Consider the following 17135-nt stretch of genomic DNA (forward strand, 5'->3'; position numbering starts at 1 on the left):
TCATGAACGCACATCTTCAGCCGACCGGCTCCGCCTATTTCATCGCCAAGGAAACCGAGAAGGCGGAAAACCACACGCTTTCGATCCTCGTCGACAACGAGCCGGGTGTTCTCGCCCGCGTCATCGGCCTGTTTTCCGGCCGGGGCTACAATATCGAGAGCCTGACCGTCTCGGAAACAGAACACCAGACGCACCTGTCGCGCATCACCATCGTCACGCGCGGCACGCCGCATGTGCTGGAGCAGATCAAGGCGCAACTTGAGCGTATCGTGCCGGTGCACCGGGTCGTCGACCTGACGGTCCGGGCCGCCGAGCTTGGCCATGACCGGCCGATCGAGCGCGAAGTGGCGCTGGTCAAGGTCAGCGGGCACGGCGAGAGCCGGGCGGAAACGCTGCGCCTGGCAGACGCCTTCCACGCCAAGGTGATCGACGCGACGCTCGAGCACTTCATCCTCGAAATCACCGGCAAGTCGTCGAAGATCGATCAGTTCATCGCCATCATGAAGCCGCTCGGCGTCATCGAAGTCTGCCGCACCGGCATCGCGGCGATGAACCGCGGCCCGCAGGGGATGTAAGACGATGCGCTAAGCCGGCGACTGCGAGCGCCGGCTTTCCGCTCAGATCATCTCCAGCGGCATCTTTCTTGCTGGTGGTGGGAAAGCCTTGTCGAGTACCGCCAGATCGTCCTCGGTCAGGTGAACCTCCACGGATGCCCGGTTTTCGCGCACCCGTTCCGGCATCCCGGTCTTCGGGATGACGATGACGCCGGGATTGCGGATGAGGAAGGCAAGGGCGATCTGGGCGACGGTTGCCTGATGGGCCTTGGCGATATGGATGAGGTCCGGATGGCGCAGGAGCCGGCCTTCGTCGAGCGGCGAATAGGCCATGACCGGCATGCCGCGAGCCTGGCTGTCCTTCAGAAGATCATATTCGATGCCGCGGCGGTTAAGATTGTAGAGCACCTGATTGGTCGCGACGTTGCCGCCGCCCGGCACGGCGAACAGTTCCTCCATGTCGTCGGAATCGAAATTGGAGACGCCCCAGCCGCCGATCTTGCCCCCCTGCCGCAGCGTCTCGAAGGCGTCCACCGTTTGCGAGAGCGGGTAGCGGCCGCGCCAATGGAGCAGATAGAGGTCGATATGATCGGTGCCGAGCCTTTTCAGGCTCGCCTCGCAGGCCTTGATGGTGGCGTCGCGGCTGGCATTGGTGGGCAGGACCTTGCTGACGACGAAGGCGTCGCTGCGCCGGCCCCTGATTGCCTCGGCAACGATCCGTTCGGCACCGCCATCCGCATACATTTCCGCCGTGTCGATCAGCGTCATGCCGAGGTCGAGCCCATGCCGCAGGGTCCTGGCTTCTTCGGCGGCGCTCGCCTTATGCTCGCCCATATGCCAGGTGCCCTGGCCGATGACGGGAACGGTCCGGCCGTTGGGAAAGGTGGTGGTCGGAATGGCGTCGCGCATCAGAATCCTCTTTGACTTGCAGGTTGGCCCAGTCGTATGAACGGTCGATGTCTCATTTAAGGCGTATCGCTGCGGCGCAAAGGCCGTGTGTCAAAAACGATGACGCCCGGTAGCTCGTGCTTCTTGTCACCGTGACAAGTTTCGGGTGGTCCTTGCCGATAGGTCAGCTAGATTGACCTAAATTTCGGGAGGATCCCATGCAGGCCGACACGTTACTGGCGTTGTTTCTCTTTGCTTTCACGACATCGATCACGCCGGGGCCGAACAACATGATGCTGTTCGCATCGGGCGTGAATTTCGGCTTTATCCGTACCCTTCCGCACATGTTCGGCATTGGCGCCGGCTTCCTGTCGCTCTTGATTGCCGTCGGTCTCGGGCTTGGCGCGGTCCTGCATTCCGTGCCGTTCATCTATGCCGCGCTGAAATTCGCAGGCGGCGCCTATCTTGTCTGGATCGCCTGGAAAATCGGCACGTCGCGGAACCTTTCCGAAGGGAAAGCCAATGCCGTGCCGATGACTTTCCTGCAGGCCGCCGCGTTCCAGTGGATCAATCCGAAGGCCTGGGTGATGGCAGTCACCGCGATGGCGACCTATACGAGCCAGCAAAGCTATCTCGCCAGCGTGATCTTCGTCGGCATTGTCTTTGCAATCGTCAACGTGCCAAGCGTCTCGACATGGGCCGGTTTTGGCTCGGCATTGAGGCAATGGCTGTCCGATCCGGTTCGGCTGAAATGGTTCAATATCACCATGGCGGTCTTGCTCGTCGTTAGCCTTTGGCCGATGCTGAAATGAACAGGGTAGCGGAATCAAAACCATGACCTCTCACTCCCACGACAATCACGACGACGATCATCACGACAACCATTTTTCCGATATGCAGGCGCGGGTGAAAGCGCTGGAGACGGTGCTGACGCAGAAGGGGCTGATCGACCCGGCGGCAATCGACGCGATCGTGGAGACCTACGAAACGAAGGTCGGTCCGCGCAACGGTGCCCGTGTCGTTGCCAAGGCCTGGAGCGAGCCGGATTTTGCCGATTGGCTCAGCCGCGACGCAACGGCGGCGATCGCCAGCCTTGGTTACACCGGGCGGCAGGGAGAGCACATGCGGGCGGTGTTCAATACGCCGGAGACGCACAATCTCGTCGTCTGCACGCTGTGCTCCTGTTACCCCTGGGCGGTGCTTGGGCTGCCGCCGGTCTGGTACAAGGCGCCGCCTTACCGTTCACGCGCGGTGATCGATCCGCGTGGCGTGCTTGAGGAATTCGGGCTAACGCTGCCTGATACCAAGAAAATCCGCGTCTGGGATTCGACGGCGGAGCTGCGCTATATCGTCATTCCGGAGCGGCCGGTGGGATCGGAGGGGCTCGACCAGGAGGCGCTCGCCGATCTGGTGACACGCGATTCGATGATTGGCACGGGGCTGGTGAAACCGGGCGGAGAACGGCCATGAACGGCGCGCAGGATCTCGGCGGCCAGCACGGAATGGGTCCCATCGCGCCGGAAAAGGACGAGCCCTATTTCCATGCCGAATGGGAAAAACGCGCGCTCGGGCTGACGCTTTCCTGCGGCGCCTTCGGTGCCTGGACGATCGATGAAAGCAGGCATGCCCGCGAAAGCCTGCCGCCCGCGACCTATCTTGCCGCCAGCTACTATGAAATCTGGATACGGGCACTGGAAACGCTGCTGAAACGGCATGGGTTCGTCTCCGCCACGGAACTGGCCGAGGGCCGCATGCTGGAAAAGGGCAGGGCGCCGAAGCGCATCCTGACGGCCGATATGGTGCCCGGCGTGCTGGCAAAGGGTGGCCCCTGCGACCGGCGCGTGGCCGAGGCTCCGGTCTTTGCCGTGGGTCAACGGGTGCGGACCCGCAATTTCAATCCGGAAACCCATACGCGGTTGCCGCGTTATGCTCGCGCCAAGACCGGCATTGTCGAGGCGGTGCAGGGCTCGTTCGTCTTTCCCGACGACAATGCGCACGGCAAGGGCGAAAACCCGCAATTCGTCTATACGGTGGTCTTCGACGCCGTCGAAATCTGGGGCGAGGGTGCCGATCCATCGCTGACGGTTTCGATCGATGCCTGGGAGAGCTATCTTGAACGCGCATGACCCTTCAAACCTTCTGACGGGTTCGCCGGAACTGCCGAAGTCGCCGGAGGGAGATCCGGTCTTTGCCGAGCCATGGCAGGCCGAAGCCTTCGCCATGACCGTGCGTCTGCATGAGAAGGGCGTGTTTTCCTGGAGCGAGTGGGCCGAGGCGCTGTCGCGGGAGCTTTACCGGCCGGGGCGTCGTACGGATGGCAGCGATTATTTCGATTGCTGGGTTGCGGCCCTGTCGTGCCTGGTGACGGAGTTGTCGATCACGTCGGAGTCGCAGCTCGACCAATTGACGCGAAGCTGGCAGCGAGCGGCGGAAGCGACGCCGCACGGCCAGCCGATTCTCCTGGAAAACGATCCGGCTCGCTGAGGCGAAATTTCTCCCGCTCATGCCGAGGGCGATAAGGCGAGGGCGTTGATGGCCATTAGCGAGAGGTTCGCGGGGGCCGGGGTCCACGACACCGTCCTTAAACAAAAAGGAAGATATTCTTCGCTAATGTAGGGTGATCTATTGTAACGCGGCCTAAGAATCCACTCTGAGGGAACAAGTCCTGACACAAGTTGTACCCTTAGCGAAGCTGAAAGATGCTCTTCGCCACAGCCGGTTTGAACCCGCGTTTCAGCCGCTTGTGGATATGTCGAACGGTTTGGTCGTCGGTTTCGAGGTTCTGGCGCGATGGGTTGACCCTGCTTTGCCAGCTATTGGTCCTGTCCATTTCATTCCGGCTGCTGAACGGTACGGCTTGATCGGACCGTTGACGCGGCAAATTCTCAGGAAAGGATGCACTGAGGCCCTTCAATTTCCCGGCGAACCGATCCTTGCATTCAATCTCTCGCCGATTCAATTTCGCGATCCGGATCTTTTCGATTTCGTCATTGCGGTTATCGAACCGACCGGATTTCCGTTGCGACGCGTCCACATCGAGATGACCGAAAGTGCCTTGACCGGCGACGACGGGGTCGCACTGGCGACCGTCCAGCGATTCAAATCTGTGGGGATAGGTGTCGCACTGGACGATTTTGGAACGGGGTTTGCCAGTCTAACCAGGCTCCACGCGTTTCCGTTCGAGACACTGAAGATCGATGCCAGTTTCGTCCAGACGATGGAAACCGACCCAGGTAGCCGCAAGATTGTGGCCTCGGTCATCGGGCTCGGCCAGAGCCTCGGAATGACGATTGTCGCAGAGGGTGTAGAAACCGAGCAACAAGCCACGATCCTCCGGCGCCTTGGATGTGACATCGCCCAAGGCTGGCTATTTGGCAAACCAGCGGCTGCGTTGGAAATCGTGAGATCGCTTCCGTCCCCCACCGGAGGCATACAGAGGAAATCGACGCGCGTTTCGCCCTTGCAGCGATTCCATCAATTGGAGGCGCTGTATAAAGACGCGCCAATCGCGCTTGGGTTCGCTGATCTCGATCTCAGCTACGTCAGCGTCAACGACCGGCTGGCGCAAATTCTTGGTCGGCCGGCAGCCGACATCGTCGGCCATCCCATAACGGAGAAATTGCCCGCGCGTCACAAGCTGGCGATGACCCGCCTGCTTCAGCGAATCATAGACAGACGATCAATCAAATCCCACGAATACAGCGACGGGGCGATGGCGCGCTCCTACCTCATCTCCTGCCAATGCGTGTGCGATGACGTGGGTGACGCGATTGGATTGTCGATCACTGCAATCGACATTACGCAACGCAAAGCGGCACAGGTCGCGCTGAAAGCAGACGAAGAGCACTTCCGTCGTTCCGTGGAGCTCAGTCCGAATGTCGCATGGGCGGCGAAGCCATCGGGTGAAGTGGACTACATGAGCCCCGCGCTCGGGATTGGCGAAGCAAGCGCGATGGCTGATAGGATTGCCGACTGGTATGCGCGCATGCACGAACAGGACAGGGCGAGGGTAAGGCAGGAATGGCTCGCATGGCTGCCGTCGCAACGGCCGTTTTCAACCCAATTCCGTATAAAATGGAACGACGGCGAATGGCGCTGGGTGTTGAGCCGGGCAAAGCCCTTTTTCAATTCAAGGGGGCAGTTGGAACGATGGTACGGTGTCATCAGCGATATCAGCGATCAAAAGATCCTGGAGGCGACAGTCGCTCAAATGGCAAGCTTGCCTCAGGAAAATGCCCAAGCTGCACAGATCTTGAAGTTGTTCCGCTGAAGACACGCAGCCCTCTGGGAATACGGCGTTGTGTTCGAGAGATTAGCTTTCGAACTGCCGGTAGCATTCCTCGGCGATCGCCTGCAGTTTTGCGCGGGTGACTTCGCCGGTGACTGCATAGCCGATCTCGCCGTCGATCCAGTAGAAGGTCTCAATCGATCCCGAGGTTTCGAATCGGAAGCTGGTCTCCCTGCTTTCCGGGTTCTTGCCGAGGAGAACGGTGAGCCGTTCGCCGCCGGCATCCTGGTACATCAGCATCGCACCGGCCCTGCCATTGACGGGCACGAGCCTGCCGCCCACAAGAGAGAAACCCTCTGAGCGGAGATCGGGCGCGACGAGTTTGTAGTCAAGGCGCCTGCCGAGCCAGGTGATCAGATGTGCCTCTTCGTCCGCGCCAACCTCGACTGGGTGACGTTTTTCGCTGGCATAGACAAGAAAGGCCGTTCTCGACTGGCCGGGCAGGCTTTCGAGCGCCGAGGCCATCTCGAACGGCGGGCTTGCCAGGTAGAATCGGTCGGCATAAATGCCCGCACCTGCACCGGACAGGAAGAGCAGCAGCGATGCGGCAAGCAGGCCAACTCTGCGCCAGAAGGGGGCCGGCCTCCCGGCTTGCGCCTGGGGATTCAGGAGCGCGCGATCGTTCTCGCTGAAACGGGCATAGTGCGAAAACGCGGCCTTCAGGTCTTCGGCCTGCTGCTGCCATTGCCGGACCTCGGCGGCTTCGTCCGGATGCTCTTTCAGCCAGAGTTCAACCTGACGCCGGCGGTCATCGTCGAGACGTCCATCGACGAAGGCATGCAGGTCGGCTTCGGTGACCGGAGTTTGTTCGTCTGTCATTTCGGTCTCCGCAGTGTAACAATATTGTCCTCAGCAAGGTACGCGGCCATCTGCCGGCGTGACCGCGACAGGCGCGACATGACGGTGCCGATCGGGATCGACAGCATGTCGGCGACATCCTGATAGGCATAGCCTTCGACAACCACGAGCATCAGCACCGAGCGGTATTCCGGCGTCAGCGCGTTCAGTGCCCGCTGCAGCCGCGTTTTTTCCAGCGGGTCGCCGGAAACGTCTTCCGCCGTCAAGCCAAGCGTCTCGTCCAGTTCGACAGATGGATGCTGGTTGAAACGGCGATGGCGGTCGCGATGGAGATTGGTCATGATCGTAAACGCCCAGGCGCGAAGGTTGATGCCGCGCCACTGGCCGCGGCGGACAAGAACCTTCTCGACGCAATCCTGCAACAGGTCTTCGCCGTCGCTGTCGGATTTGGCAAGGCTGCGGGAATAGCGGCGCAACGACGGCACCAAAGATAGGACCTGGTTTTCAAACGTCTCCGCGGAAGGGGGGATACCCCCCTTCGCGCGAGAAGCCTCATCAGGGGCGTGCGGCATCCCAGACCTTTCCTACGCCGTCACCGGTGGCGTCGCCCTTTTTCGTGTCCTTGATCCAGAAGTAGAGCGGCATGCCCTTGAGCGCCCATTGCTTCTTGCCATCCTTGCGTTCGATCAGCGTATAGTCGCCTTCGGCCGCTGCGGATGCGTCAGCGAGATAGGGCGGCCAGTTGGTGGCGCATTTATCATAGCAATAGGATTCGCCCTTTTCATCCTTCTTGTAGGTGTAGAGCGTCATGCCGTTTTCCGCGGCGATGACCTTTCCCTTGTCGGTGTCGACAGTCTGAACCGGGGGAGCGGCAAAGGCGCTAGTGGCCGCGGCGATAGAAAAGGCTGTAACGAGCGGCAGAAATCTCATTGGATATGTCCTCTCTGAAAATTTCCGAACGAACCGCCTTTTTTTAGCCGGTTCGAACGTAAGACACATCCGGGCTGCTTGTTATTCCCGCCATTTTTGAAAAACTTATCGCGGCGGTGCGGCCTTCGAGGCGACAAAACGTGCGAGTGAGGGGCCGACGGCCATGACGAGCAGCAGGCGCGCCGTCTGCAAAGCCATGACGAAGGGCACGTCGACCTTGCTGGAAGCGGCGATGATGGCGATCGAATCCATGCCGCCGGGGCTGGTGGCAAGATAGGCGGTCAAAGGATCGATGCCGACCGCTTTGACAAGGACGAAGGCGAGCAGGCCCGAAAAGCTCATCAACACGAGGATGGAGACGATCGTCGGCAGCAGCGCCCGGCGGGCATGGGCAAGGATCGGCCGGGTAAAGCCAAGGCCGATGTTCCAGCCGAGCATGGCGTAGCTGATGGCAAGCAGCCATTCGGGAATTTCGATCGTCAGCATGCCGGTGACGCTGAGCACGGAGCCGAGCAGGAAGGGCAGGAGGAAGACGCCGGCCGGTACGCGCAGCCATTTGCCGAGAAAACCGCCGACGATGGCAACGGCTGCGGTTTCGAGGAAGGGTATCAGATGGATCGGCCCGAACCAGATGATCTCCGGTCCCGCCCCGTCGACCTCCGCCCAGTAGCGCGCCACCAGCGAGGCTGCGGCGGCGACAAAGACGACGCGCAGATATTGCATGAAGGCGACGAGCCGGATGTCGGCGCCATAGGCATCGGCCATGACCAGCATTGATGTTGCTGCACCCGCCGAGGAGCCCCAGATCGCCGTCGTGCCCGGCAGGATCTTCAGCCGGCTCATCACGAAGCCGCTCAGCGTGCTCATCGCGATGACGGCAGCGACGATGGCGAAAAACAGCGGCGAGTTGGCAAAGAAGGTCACCAGAATGCCGGGGCTTATGGTCTTGGCGATCATCGTGCCGATCAGCGCCTGGCCGCAAAGAAGCGCCGGGCGCGGCAGGCGGATCGAGCCGCCGTTCATGCCGACGACGGCGCCGGCCACCATCGGTCCCATCAGGAGGGCGGCCGGAATGCCGGCAAGCTCGAGGCAGCCGGCAAGAATGGCCGAGAGGAGGAGCAGCAGACCCCATTGCAATGCGGCGTTCCAGCGGCCGATGCCCGACGTTACGGGTGCAAACGGGTCTTCGGCAGGATCAGGTCTCACATCGGCACTTTCGGAATCCAGAAAAGTCAGCGCTTGGGAGGCGGCTCTGAGGGAGTATTATCACGGGCGGTATCCCGGCGATACGAGCGGCGGTGTGGCAGTTTCTTGCCGTATCCGGCCCGTCGTGCCGGATTTCGATGTGGCCAATGCGAGGCGTGGGGTCCTGCAGGACGTGGAAGGCGACAGGCTCGTGCGAATCGGGCAATAGAACAAACATGGAATTCGCACCGCAACAGGATGAGGCCCTCAAGGCCGTTTCGCGCTGGCTGAAGGAAGGGCGCTCGCCGCTCTTCCGGCTGTTCGGCTATGCCGGAACGGGCAAGACCACGCTTGCGCGCCATTTCGCCGAGCACGTCGACGGCGATGTGCTGTTTGCCGCCTTCACCGGCAAGGCCGCTCAGGTGCTGCGCTCCAAGGGGGCGACCAACGCCAGGACGATCCATTCGCTGATCTACCGGCCGCGCGGCGAGGAGGAGGTCTCCGACGAAGAGACCGGCAAGACCTCGATCGCGCCGATGTTTGCCATTAACCGGCAGTCGCCCGTCGCCAAGGCGGCGCTGATCATCGTCGACGAGTGCTCGATGGTCGACGAGGCGCTCGGCAAGGATCTGATGAGCTTTGGAACGCCGATCCTGGTGCTTGGCGACCCCGGCCAGCTTCCGCCCGTGTCCGGTGGCGGCTACTTCACCAATGAGGAGCCGGATTACCTGCTGACGGACATTCACCGGCAGGCGCGCGACAATCCGATCATCCAGCTTGCCATGCATGTGCGTGAGGGCAAGGAGATCATGCATGGCGACTATGGCACCACGGCCAAGGTGATTTCGAAGAACGAGGTGACGCAGAGCCTGGTGCTCGACGCCGACCAGGTGCTGGTCGGCACCAACAAGACACGGCGGCGCTACAACATCCGCCTGCGGGAGTTGAAGGGGTTTACGACCGACTATCCGCAATCGGGCGACAAGCTCGTCTGCCTGCGCAACGACCCGGCAAAGGGTCTGCTCAACGGCTCGCTCTGGCAGGTAATGACCTCGTCCAAGGAGACCGTGAAGCCCGGCATCAACCTGATGATCCGCCCGGAAGACGACGACATGGATCGCGGCGCCGCCAAGATCAAACTTTTGAAAACCGCGTTCGAGGATGTCGAGGGAGAAATTCCGTGGTCGACGCGCAAGCGCTACGATGAATTCGACTACGGCTATGCGCTGACCGTCCACAAGGCTCAAGGCTCGCAATGGAACGACGTCGTGCTGTTCGACGAAAGTTGGGCCTTCCGCGATACACGCGAGCGATGGCTCTATACGGCGATCACGCGGGCTGCCGAAACCTTGACGATCGTGCGCTGACGGTTCACTCGGCGGAAACAAGGCCCATCAGCACCGCCTTGGCGACCGCCTGAAAGCGGTGGTTGACGTTGAATTTGCGGATGATGTCGGATTCGAGCGTCAGCACGGCCGTCAGGTCCATGTCCATCAGGCTGGCGATCTTGTTTGCCGGATAACCTTCGGCCATCAAGGCAAGGCACTTCGCTTCGATCGGGGACAGATGGATCGGCATCACGGCGGCATGTCCGTCGGCATCGCCGTCCGCCGCCGATTCCAGGAGTTCGCTGACCCGTTGCATCTGGCGCCGCAGGATCGATTGCTGCGCTGCCAGTTCCCGCTTGCGGGCATTGAGCGCAATTTCGAATATCCGCGCGGCGTCATCCTGGCTTTCGCAAGCCGTCAGCGCCCGCATCAGGTCCTGGATTTCGGCGATCGGCATGTCGATCTCGCGACAGGCGTTGATGACAGTCATCCGCCGGATGTCGTCCGGACCGTAGACCCGCATCGGCCCCATTCGGTCGGCTGTCAGCAGTCCTTTCTCCTCGTAGAAATGTAAGGTGCGGTGCGTGACGCCGAAGGCGTCCGCCATGTCGGCGATGGCGACATGGTTGTCGGGAATGGCTCCCGGCAAAGGCAGATGCGGCAGGAAACCGGCACCCGTACGGCTGGCCGGCGCAGAATGAATGGTCTTCGACTGTACTGGCATCTGTGAATGGCCCTCGCTGGTCGTGCGCGGCAGAAATTCCTGGAGATTGCAATCTGCCCGTTGGCATCGAAACGACGCGGCAGTTGCCTCCCTCTGTGCCCTCCATGTCATGCACACCACCCGCCCGGGGATGGATACTCGCGACCACTGTGCCTGCTGATGAGCGATCAGGCCTTTATCCCGCTTGCCCGGCAAGACTACACGCGTGACGGGAAAAGGGATAGCCCGTAACATTAGGGATGAAATCTGGGTTTTTGATCGAATCCGCGCGTCTCGGGCGGCTACAAATAATATTGCTGGCAACGTCTCGCAGTTCGGCCTCGACTGACCCGCTATCAGTCTAGCGAATGAGCGTCGAGGGCAGGGCGCCCGCGCTGATGACGAAGTTCAGCTTTCGGAGATGCTCGGCCGACAGTTTCTCCTGGCAGGCTTTGGCCTCGTGAAAGGATTGGCGCGTCTGCAGATGCCGGTAGGTGTCCGTCAGCGCCATGCATTTCATCAGCGGGCTGTCGATTGCAACGCTGTTCGCATAGCGGAAAATGTGCCCGTCGGCGGCCAAAGTCTTTGCCGCAAGGGCAAGGCTTTCGTAAAGAATGTCCGCGTCACCGGCCACGTGCGCCTCGTCGAGAAACCGTTCGTGGACCGTTTCGGAGGTCGTGTCATGGGTGACCATCACCCGCAGACCGGCCGGTGACGGCTGCTGCGTGATGGAAATCGTGAACGCCAGCCGGTCGGTTGCCGGCGATTGCGGCCGCTGCCAGAGCACCGTGCCGGGCACGGCGGTGATCGTCCGGTAGTGCGACGCGGCGGTGCGAAACGCTTCGGCAAAGCGCGCGGCGCTGCTCGTACGCGGCGATTGCGACCGCACCGTTATCTTCGGCAGATCGTTGGCGAATTTGCGCTCCAGGAGCGCCCCGTGCAGACGCGACTGTGCCGGGATGCTGACGCTCATGGCGGGCGAGGACAAGGGCACGAAAATCAAGAGCGGCAGGACGGAAAGCAGAGCGAGCGGCGAGGACAGTGGAGCCGGCAGCCAGGGAACCCGGCGGGCCGCGGCGAGGCGCGGCCGTACCGGCAGGCGTTGCGTTGCCGTCAGCGCGGACGGTGCTACACGCTGGCGCAGATATTCAGGCACATAGGTGCCCTTGGGGATATCGATGCGCCACGCGTCGCCGGCGCCTTCGCCGGCATAATAGGCCGTCAGCAATTTCCGCAGCTTGCCGGCGTGGACGCGCACAAGAGGGTCGCTATCGGCATTGAAGGCCTGCGGCCGGTCGAAGACATCGATGCCGATCGCATAGCCTTTCAACTGGTGGCCATTGCCCTCGATTTCCCTTTCGACGACATATTTCAGGAAGGCGCGCAGCCGCTCGGAGCGCGAAAACAGAGCGCTCGACAGAACACTGTCCAGCGCATCGAGGATGGCATGGTCGTCGGGCCTTTCGCGCTCGTCCATCAACGCGTTCTCCCTGAAATACGCGCCAATATCCGCGCTTCATTGTCTGGAGCGACAGTCGATTCGGTGATGTCGCGGCAAAAACGAAGGCTCATTGGTTTCGGTTTGGGTCCTTCCGTGGGATTTTCAGCACCGCTGCTCGCCGACCGGGGAGCATATAGCTTGTACTTGAGTCTGTATTTAACCGGACTTTTGCCCGTTTGTCAGGTGCTGCAATCATGAAACTTGAGTTTCAAGTGAAATGGTCCGACGAGGCCGGCTTGCGGTTTATTGTGACGGGTACACTTTCGGGATTGCCTGTTTGTTGCGAGCCGAACAAGGAACCGCTAGAAAATACCCATTACGACGCCATTCCCATCGAAAGTGCTGAAATGCCTGCGAAACTCTCGGTAAACCTGAACGCGATCGCCATGCTTCGCAACCGGCGCGATCTTCCCTGGCCATCGGTGACTGGGCTGGGGCAAATTGCGCTCGAGGCGGGCGCCAGCGGCCTGACGGTGCACCCGCGCCCGGATCAGCGGCATGTCCGTTTCTCCGATCTCGCCCCGATCCGCGCCCTGATCGACGATCTCTATCCGCAGGCCGAATTCAACATGGAGGGTTTTCCGAATGAGGAATTCCTGGACCTTGTCGAGCGCCACCAACCCGAGCAGGTGACACTGGTGCCGGACGATCCGGCGCAGGCGACCTCGGACCACGGCTGGGACTTTCGCAAGAGCCACAATCTGCTTGGCAATGTCGTCGGGCGCTTGAAGAAGAAGGGTTTTCGCGTGTCGCTGTTTGCCGATGGCGATCCGGACATCGAGGCGCTGACGATCGCCAAGGAGACTGGCGCTGACCGGATTGAGCTTTACACCGGCCCCTATGGCGGCTGCTACGACGATCCAGAGCGGGGTGCTGTGCTTCTGGAGGAACTGGGGCGCACGGCCGATCTTGCAGTCGGACTTGGTCTCGGGGTCAATGCCGGGCACGACCTGACGGTCGCCAACCTGCCGGCGCTGGCGGCGCGGATTTCCAGCCTCGCCGAAGTTTCGATCGGCCACGGCTTGACCGCGGATGCGCTGCAATACGGTATGACAGAAACCGTCCGCCGCTTCTGCCGCGCTTGCGGGCAGGACATCTGAGACGGTCCATTTCCCCCTGAAAAAGGGCTCCGTGGGACCGGAGCCCTTTCCTTTCTTAGCTGAGCAGGACTGACTTGCTGGCGCTCAGGAAGCTTTCGAGCGTCATCAGCTTGTCGCCGGAGAACTTGCCGGCATCCCCGGTGACCAGATCGATGTGGCCTTCGCGTGTGTTGGTATCGAAGGAGACGATGATGGGGATGAGGAAATCGGGGAGGCCCGCGGCCTTCAACCCGCCTGCAAGCTGCTCGTCGCTGACGTGCACGACGTCGAGCGGCTTGCCAGCGACCTTCGACACCATGGCGCCGATTTCGTTCACGGTGTACTTGGTCTCGCCGGTCAGCGTGTAGGTCGCGCTTTCGGTCGTGCCGGAGGCGAGGGCGGCAGCCGTTGCCTTGGCGATGTCCTTGCGTGCAATATGGGCGATCTGGCCCTCGCCGGATGCACTGTACCACCGGCCGTCGGCGATCGCGTGCGGCAGCGCCAGGAACAGGTTTTCCATGTACCAGCCATTGCGCAGGATTGTGTAGGGGATGCCGGTCGCCTTGATCGCGTTTTCGGTGCCGAGATGGTCGGGCGCGAAGGGGATGACGGACGTTTCCGGGTTCGGCATCGAGGTGTAGAGAATGTGCTTGGCGCCTGCCTTCTGTGCGGCTGCCACGGCCGTCTGGTGCTGGCGCAGGCGCTTGCCGGCTTCGTCCAGTGCGTCGGTGGAGATGATCAGGATGCGGTCAGCGCCCTTGAAGGCGGCTTCCAGCGAGGCGGCATCGTCGAAATTGGCCGAACGGGTCTGGACGCCCTTAGCGGCATAATCGGCGAGCTTGGCGGCATCGCGGCTGGTGGCGATGATGTTGGCCGGCAAGACCTTGCCGGAGACGAGCAGTTCGTCGAGGACGAGGCGGCCGAGCTGGCCGGCGGCGCCGGTGACGAGAAGGGTTTCGGACATGACGCTTCCTTTGTTTGTCAAACGGCGTCCGGTTTGTTGCCGAAACATCCCGTTTGAGATATGGTTCCAAAATGAGACCTTCTCTTATTTCGTTATCGCTAGACGGATGTAAAGGAGGCAGTTTTTTATTCGGTGGTTACGTGAAGGGAACCAGGCCGTGAACAAAGCAGCAGGCAAACCGGTGGGCGAGCGGGTGATCGTCGTCATGGGCATGGCGTTTTCCCGCCAGGATTGCCCCGTCCGCGACGTCATCGACAATATCGGCGGTAAATGGAACACGCTGATGATCCTGGCGCTGGCCGACGGACCGATGCGCTTTTCGGCGTTGCGGAGGCTGATCCCGGATATCTCCCAGCGCATGCTGACCCAGACGCTACGCGACCTGCAGCGCGACGGCTATATCGGCCGCGCGGTCTTTCCGACCCAGCCGCCGAGTGTCGAATACCGGCTGACGGCGCTTGGACAGTCCTTCCTCGTGCTCGTCAAGGGACTGGTCGACTGGTCGACGGCGCATCATGACGCGATCCGGGCGGCGCGGGCGGAATATGACGCAGCCGCATGACGATGTGACCGCGCTTGCCTCGCTTTACGGTTCGTGGCGCAGGCTGCTACAGATGTCGATGGGGACGATATCTGGATAGCATTGATGAAACAGCTCGATATTGGCGTGGCGGGAGCCGGACCGGCAGGTCTTGCCGCGGCCCTTTTTTTGTCGCGCGCCGGTCACCGCGTCGAAATCCTCGAACGGTTCGAGACGCCGGCGCCGGTCGGGTCCGGACTGTTGATGCAGCCGACGGGGCTCACTGTTCTCAACGCGCTTGGGCTGTCCGATACCATCTGCGCCGTCGGCAGCCGGATCGACCGGCTGCACGGCGCCGATGCCAAGAGCGGGCGCACCGTGCTCGACGTGCGCTATGACGCTGCCCCGGGCGGGCGGTATGGCCTTGCGGTGCAGCGGGCTGCGCTCTTCAATGCGCTGCATGACGCGGCCGTTGCTGGCGGCATCCGGATCCGCACCGGCATCGATCTTGCCTCCGCCGGACTACGCGGCGATCGTGCCGTGCTGAAGAATGCGGAAGGCGTGGAGGTTGGCGACTACGATCTGGTGATCGATGCCAGCGGAGCGCGTTCGATGCTGGCTGCCAGGTCCGTTTCCGCGCCTTCCGTTCGCGACCTGACCTATGGCGCCTTCTGGGCGACGCTCGACGGGGCAGGCGCGGTCTACGACAAAAGCGCCCTGTCGCAGCGCTACGACAAGGCCAAGGTGATGGTCGGCGTGCTGCCGGCCGGGCGGACACGGAGGGATGAGCCGGAGCGGGTGGCCTTCTTCTGGAGCCTGAAGGTTGCCGATGTCGAGGCGGTCAAGGCGGCCGGGCTCGACCGATGGAAGGCGGTTGTACGTGGCTACTGGCCGGACTGCGTGCCGTTTCTCGACCAGATCGAGGATTGGGATCAGCTGACGCTGGCGCGTTACGCGCACCGGACCGCCTTGCCGCCCTTTTCGGACCGGCTGGTCTTCATCGGCGACAGCGCCCATTCAACCAGCCCGCAATTGGGGCAAGGTGCCAATATGGCGCTGCTCGATGCGGCGGCGCTCAGCCATGCGCTGGCGTGCTGTGCCGATATCCCGTCCGCGCTTGCGGCCTATGCCCGGGCGCGCCACAATCACGTGCGGCTGTTCCAGCTGCTGTCGCTCGCGTTTACGCCTTTCTATCAGTCGGATTCGACCGTCATCGCCTGGGTGCGCGACCGGCTGGTTTCCACCATCGCCAAAATTCCACCGATGCCGGGGCTGTTGGCGTCGATCGTGGCAGGCACGCTGATCGATCCCTTCGGGCCTGCCGGCCTGACCGAATGCAGGTGGCAAGAGGACCTTAGCCTGCTCAGCGGCATGGCGTAGTATCGGCCCGGTCGTCGCTGCTGCTATCAGAGCCCGAGCTGCCACGTCTGGCCGTTCAGATCCTTTCCGAAGCTGTGATGCCGTTCCTCGGCAACAAGAACGAAGCCCTCCGCCTCGTAAATCTTGCAGGCGCTGGCGAGAACGTCGTTGGTCCACAGCGTCAGCGTTTCGTAGCCAGCCTCTCGGGCAAAGGTGATGCATTGGCGCACCAGCGCGCGGCCGATGCCGAGACCGCGGGCGAAGGGCTCGACATAGAGCAGCCGCAGTTTGGCGGTGCCGCCGCCGGCATCGACCAGAAACACCGAACCGGCGATCTCGCCGCCGAATTCCGCGATCCAGCAGAACTCGCGGCCGGGTTTGAAATTCTGGATGAAATCGGCGGCGATCTGCAGGATTAGCCCTTCATACTCGCCGTTCCAGCCATATTCCTCGATGTAAAGCTTTGTCTGGCGGCCAAGAACCCAGCTGATGTCGCCGGGATGGTGCGCACGAAGCGTGAAGTTCCTGACTGACGGGGCCGAAAGCAGCGTTTCGATCCGCCCCATGGCCGTGGCGATCATCTCCTGCTGTGCGGCATTCAGCGGCGACAGCATGGCCGCGATCTCCTCACGGGAGCGGACGGCAAGCGCGCGGGCCTGCGACACACCCTCTGCGGTCAGTTCAAGCAACTGGCTGCGCTGATCCTGCGGGTCCGGCCTGGTAAGAAGCAGCCCGTCGTTGCGGAATTTTTTCAGGATGCGGCTGAGATAAGCCGGGTCGAGATGCAATTCCTCGATCAGCTTTTTCGCCGGCAGACCGGGCCGCGCCGCCAATTCGTAGATGATGCGCGCTTCGGTCAGGGTGAAGCGGCTGTCGAGAAAGGCGCGGCCGAGCAGGCCGAGCTGATTGGTGTAAAAGCGGTTGAAGGCCCGCACGGTCTCGATGCGGTCGGCCGGCGGATCATGCAAGGTCGCGTGTGTGTTCATGGCAATCTCCCTGCTGGAAGATTGCCATTATTTAGTTGACTGAGTCAAATAA

19 protein-coding genes are annotated in these 17135 nt (G+C 61.7%); 10 read left to right on the top strand and 9 right to left on the bottom strand.

What is annotated here, in order from left to right:
* Positions 1–2: 2 nt before the first annotated feature.
* On the top strand, positions 3–575 hold the full coding sequence (ilvN, locus tag ACSQ2W_RS15240) for an acetolactate synthase small subunit (RefSeq protein WP_037122407.1): 573 nt from the start codon (positions 3–5) through the stop codon (positions 573–575).
* 42 nt (positions 576–617) lie between these two features.
* On the opposite strand, the gene ACSQ2W_RS15245 is transcribed toward ilvN, so the two are convergent.
* A complete protein-coding gene (locus ACSQ2W_RS15245; RefSeq protein ID WP_436087006.1) occupies positions 618–1463 on the bottom strand; it encodes an aldo/keto reductase in 846 nt (281 codons plus the stop codon).
* A 197-nt stretch (positions 1464–1660) separates the two neighbouring features.
* Here ACSQ2W_RS15245 and ACSQ2W_RS15250 point away from each other — a divergent pair, with 197 nt between their 5' ends.
* From ACSQ2W_RS15250 to ACSQ2W_RS15270, 5 genes are all read left to right on the top strand, one after another.
* Positions 1661–2254, top strand: coding sequence for a LysE family translocator (locus ACSQ2W_RS15250; RefSeq protein ID WP_436087007.1), 594 nt, complete (start codon positions 1661–1663; stop codon positions 2252–2254).
* Positions 2255–2276: 22 nt separating this feature from the next.
* Positions 2277–2912 (top strand): nitrile hydratase subunit alpha, encoded by a 636-nt coding sequence (nthA, locus tag ACSQ2W_RS15255; protein WP_436087008.1) that lies wholly within the window; start codon positions 2277–2279, stop codon positions 2910–2912.
* Complete coding sequence (gene nthB / locus ACSQ2W_RS15260) at positions 2909–3568, top strand: nitrile hydratase subunit beta (protein WP_436087009.1); 660 nt, start codon at positions 2909–2911, stop codon at positions 3566–3568. Before nthA ends, nthB begins: the two co-directional genes overlap by 4 nt.
* Complete coding sequence (locus ACSQ2W_RS15265) at positions 3555–3926, top strand: nitrile hydratase accessory protein (RefSeq protein ID WP_436087010.1); 372 nt, start codon at positions 3555–3557, stop codon at positions 3924–3926. The genes nthB and ACSQ2W_RS15265 overlap by 14 nt, the downstream gene beginning before the upstream one ends.
* Before the next feature lie 208 nt (positions 3927–4134).
* Complete coding sequence (locus tag ACSQ2W_RS15270; RefSeq protein WP_436087799.1) at positions 4135–5712, top strand: sensor domain-containing phosphodiesterase; 1578 nt, start codon at positions 4135–4137, stop codon at positions 5710–5712.
* Between the two features lie 42 nt (positions 5713–5754).
* On the opposite strand, the gene ACSQ2W_RS15275 is transcribed toward ACSQ2W_RS15270, so the two are convergent.
* The 4 genes from ACSQ2W_RS15275 to ACSQ2W_RS15290 all read right to left on the bottom strand — a co-directional run bounded on the left by ACSQ2W_RS15275 (position 5755) and on the right by ACSQ2W_RS15290 (position 8664).
* Positions 5755–6549 (bottom strand): anti-sigma factor family protein, encoded by a 795-nt coding sequence (locus tag ACSQ2W_RS15275; RefSeq protein ID WP_436087011.1) that lies wholly within the window; start codon positions 6547–6549, stop codon positions 5755–5757.
* Positions 6546–7100, bottom strand: a complete 555-nt coding sequence (locus ACSQ2W_RS15280) for an RNA polymerase sigma factor (protein WP_436087012.1) — start codon at positions 7098–7100, stop codon at positions 6546–6548. The genes ACSQ2W_RS15275 and ACSQ2W_RS15280 overlap by 4 nt, the downstream gene beginning before the upstream one ends.
* Positions 7084–7458 carry a COG4315 family predicted lipoprotein gene (locus ACSQ2W_RS15285; RefSeq protein ID WP_436087013.1) on the bottom strand — a complete coding sequence of 125 codons (375 nt, stop codon included), beginning with the start codon at positions 7456–7458 and terminating at the stop codon, positions 7084–7086. The genes ACSQ2W_RS15280 and ACSQ2W_RS15285 overlap by 17 nt, the downstream gene beginning before the upstream one ends.
* 105 nt (positions 7459–7563) lie before the next feature.
* Entirely contained in the window at positions 7564–8664 is a 1101-nt protein-coding gene (locus ACSQ2W_RS15290; RefSeq protein WP_436087014.1) for an AbrB family transcriptional regulator, read from the bottom strand.
* Positions 8665–8879: 215 nt separating this feature from the next.
* Here ACSQ2W_RS15290 and ACSQ2W_RS15295 point away from each other — a divergent pair, with 215 nt between their 5' ends.
* Positions 8880–10010, top strand: coding sequence for an ATP-dependent DNA helicase (locus ACSQ2W_RS15295; RefSeq protein ID WP_436087015.1), 1131 nt, complete (start codon positions 8880–8882; stop codon positions 10008–10010).
* Positions 10011–10014: 4 nt separating this feature from the next.
* On the opposite strand, the gene ACSQ2W_RS15300 is transcribed toward ACSQ2W_RS15295, so the two are convergent.
* Together ACSQ2W_RS15300 and ACSQ2W_RS15305 are read right to left on the bottom strand one after the other, a co-directional pair.
* Entirely contained in the window at positions 10015–10695 is a 681-nt protein-coding gene (locus ACSQ2W_RS15300; RefSeq protein WP_436087016.1) for a MerR family transcriptional regulator, read from the bottom strand.
* Positions 10696–11035: 340 nt separating this feature from the next.
* Complete coding sequence (locus ACSQ2W_RS15305; protein WP_436087017.1) at positions 11036–12151, bottom strand: hypothetical protein; 1116 nt, start codon at positions 12149–12151, stop codon at positions 11036–11038.
* A 371-nt stretch (positions 12152–12522) separates the two neighbouring features.
* On the opposite strand from ACSQ2W_RS15305, the gene ACSQ2W_RS15310 reads away from it, so the two are divergent.
* The gene (locus ACSQ2W_RS15310) at positions 12523–13275 is read left to right on the top strand and encodes a pyridoxine 5'-phosphate synthase (RefSeq protein ID WP_436087800.1); all 753 of its coding nucleotides are present in this window, start codon (positions 12523–12525) and stop codon (positions 13273–13275) included.
* Positions 13276–13330: 55 nt separating this feature from the next.
* Here ACSQ2W_RS15310 and ACSQ2W_RS15315 read toward each other — a convergent pair whose 3' ends face one another.
* Positions 13331–14218: an SDR family oxidoreductase gene (locus ACSQ2W_RS15315; RefSeq protein ID WP_436087018.1), complete on the bottom strand. Its 888-nt coding sequence runs from the start codon at positions 14216–14218 to the stop codon at positions 13331–13333.
* 205 nt (positions 14219–14423) lie between these two features.
* Here ACSQ2W_RS15315 and ACSQ2W_RS15320 point away from each other — a divergent pair, with 205 nt between their 5' ends.
* Both ACSQ2W_RS15320 and ACSQ2W_RS15325 read left to right on the top strand, forming a co-directional pair.
* Positions 14424–14780, top strand: coding sequence for a winged helix-turn-helix transcriptional regulator (locus tag ACSQ2W_RS15320; protein WP_436087801.1), 357 nt, complete (start codon positions 14424–14426; stop codon positions 14778–14780).
* A gap of 84 nt (positions 14781–14864) precedes the next feature.
* Positions 14865–16118, top strand: a complete 1254-nt coding sequence (locus ACSQ2W_RS15325) for an FAD-dependent oxidoreductase (RefSeq protein WP_436087019.1) — start codon at positions 14865–14867, stop codon at positions 16116–16118.
* A gap of 26 nt (positions 16119–16144) precedes the next feature.
* Here ACSQ2W_RS15325 and ACSQ2W_RS15330 read toward each other — a convergent pair whose 3' ends face one another.
* Positions 16145–17083, bottom strand: coding sequence for a bifunctional helix-turn-helix transcriptional regulator/GNAT family N-acetyltransferase (locus tag ACSQ2W_RS15330; protein ID WP_436087020.1), 939 nt, complete (start codon positions 17081–17083; stop codon positions 16145–16147).
* Positions 17084–17135 lie beyond the last annotated feature (52 nt).

The organism is Pararhizobium sp. LjRoot255 (assembly GCF_964252905.1).
Classification (GTDB): domain Bacteria; phylum Pseudomonadota; class Alphaproteobacteria; order Rhizobiales; family Rhizobiaceae; genus Pararhizobium.

Excerpts from the sequence above, each read along its gene's own strand:
- ACSQ2W_RS15285 (WP_436087013.1), bottom strand. The coding sequence starts at position 7,458 with ATGAGATTTCTGCCGCTCGTTACAGCCTTTTCTATCGCCGCGGCCACT.
- ACSQ2W_RS15315 (WP_436087018.1), bottom strand. The coding sequence starts at position 14,218 with ATGTCCGAAACCCTTCTCGTCACCGGCGCCGCCGGCCAGCTCGGCCGC.
- nthA (WP_436087008.1), top strand. The coding sequence starts at position 2,277 with ATGACCTCTCACTCCCACGACAATCACGACGACGATCATCACGACAAC.
- ACSQ2W_RS15295 (WP_436087015.1), top strand. The coding sequence starts at position 8,880 with ATGGAATTCGCACCGCAACAGGATGAGGCCCTCAAGGCCGTTTCGCGC.
- ACSQ2W_RS15310 (WP_436087800.1), top strand. The coding sequence starts at position 12,523 with ATGCCTGCGAAACTCTCGGTAAACCTGAACGCGATCGCCATGCTTCGC.
- ACSQ2W_RS15305 (WP_436087017.1), bottom strand. The coding sequence starts at position 12,151 with ATGGACGAGCGCGAAAGGCCCGACGACCATGCCATCCTCGATGCGCTG.
- ACSQ2W_RS15250 (WP_436087007.1), top strand. The coding sequence starts at position 1,661 with ATGCAGGCCGACACGTTACTGGCGTTGTTTCTCTTTGCTTTCACGACA.
- ACSQ2W_RS15300 (WP_436087016.1), bottom strand. The coding sequence starts at position 10,695 with ATGCCAGTACAGTCGAAGACCATTCATTCTGCGCCGGCCAGCCGTACG.
- ilvN (WP_037122407.1), top strand. The coding sequence starts at position 3 with ATGAACGCACATCTTCAGCCGACCGGCTCCGCCTATTTCATCGCCAAG.
- nthB (WP_436087009.1), top strand. The coding sequence starts at position 2,909 with ATGAACGGCGCGCAGGATCTCGGCGGCCAGCACGGAATGGGTCCCATC.
- ACSQ2W_RS15280 (WP_436087012.1), bottom strand. The coding sequence starts at position 7,100 with ATGCCGCACGCCCCTGATGAGGCTTCTCGCGCGAAGGGGGGTATCCCC.
- ACSQ2W_RS15245 (WP_436087006.1), bottom strand. The coding sequence starts at position 1,463 with ATGCGCGACGCCATTCCGACCACCACCTTTCCCAACGGCCGGACCGTT.
- ACSQ2W_RS15325 (WP_436087019.1), top strand. The coding sequence starts at position 14,865 with ATGAAACAGCTCGATATTGGCGTGGCGGGAGCCGGACCGGCAGGTCTT.
- ACSQ2W_RS15275 (WP_436087011.1), bottom strand. The coding sequence starts at position 6,549 with ATGACAGACGAACAAACTCCGGTCACCGAAGCCGACCTGCATGCCTTC.
- ACSQ2W_RS15320 (WP_436087801.1), top strand. The coding sequence starts at position 14,424 with ATGGGCATGGCGTTTTCCCGCCAGGATTGCCCCGTCCGCGACGTCATC.
- ACSQ2W_RS15330 (WP_436087020.1), bottom strand. The coding sequence starts at position 17,083 with ATGAACACACACGCGACCTTGCATGATCCGCCGGCCGACCGCATCGAG.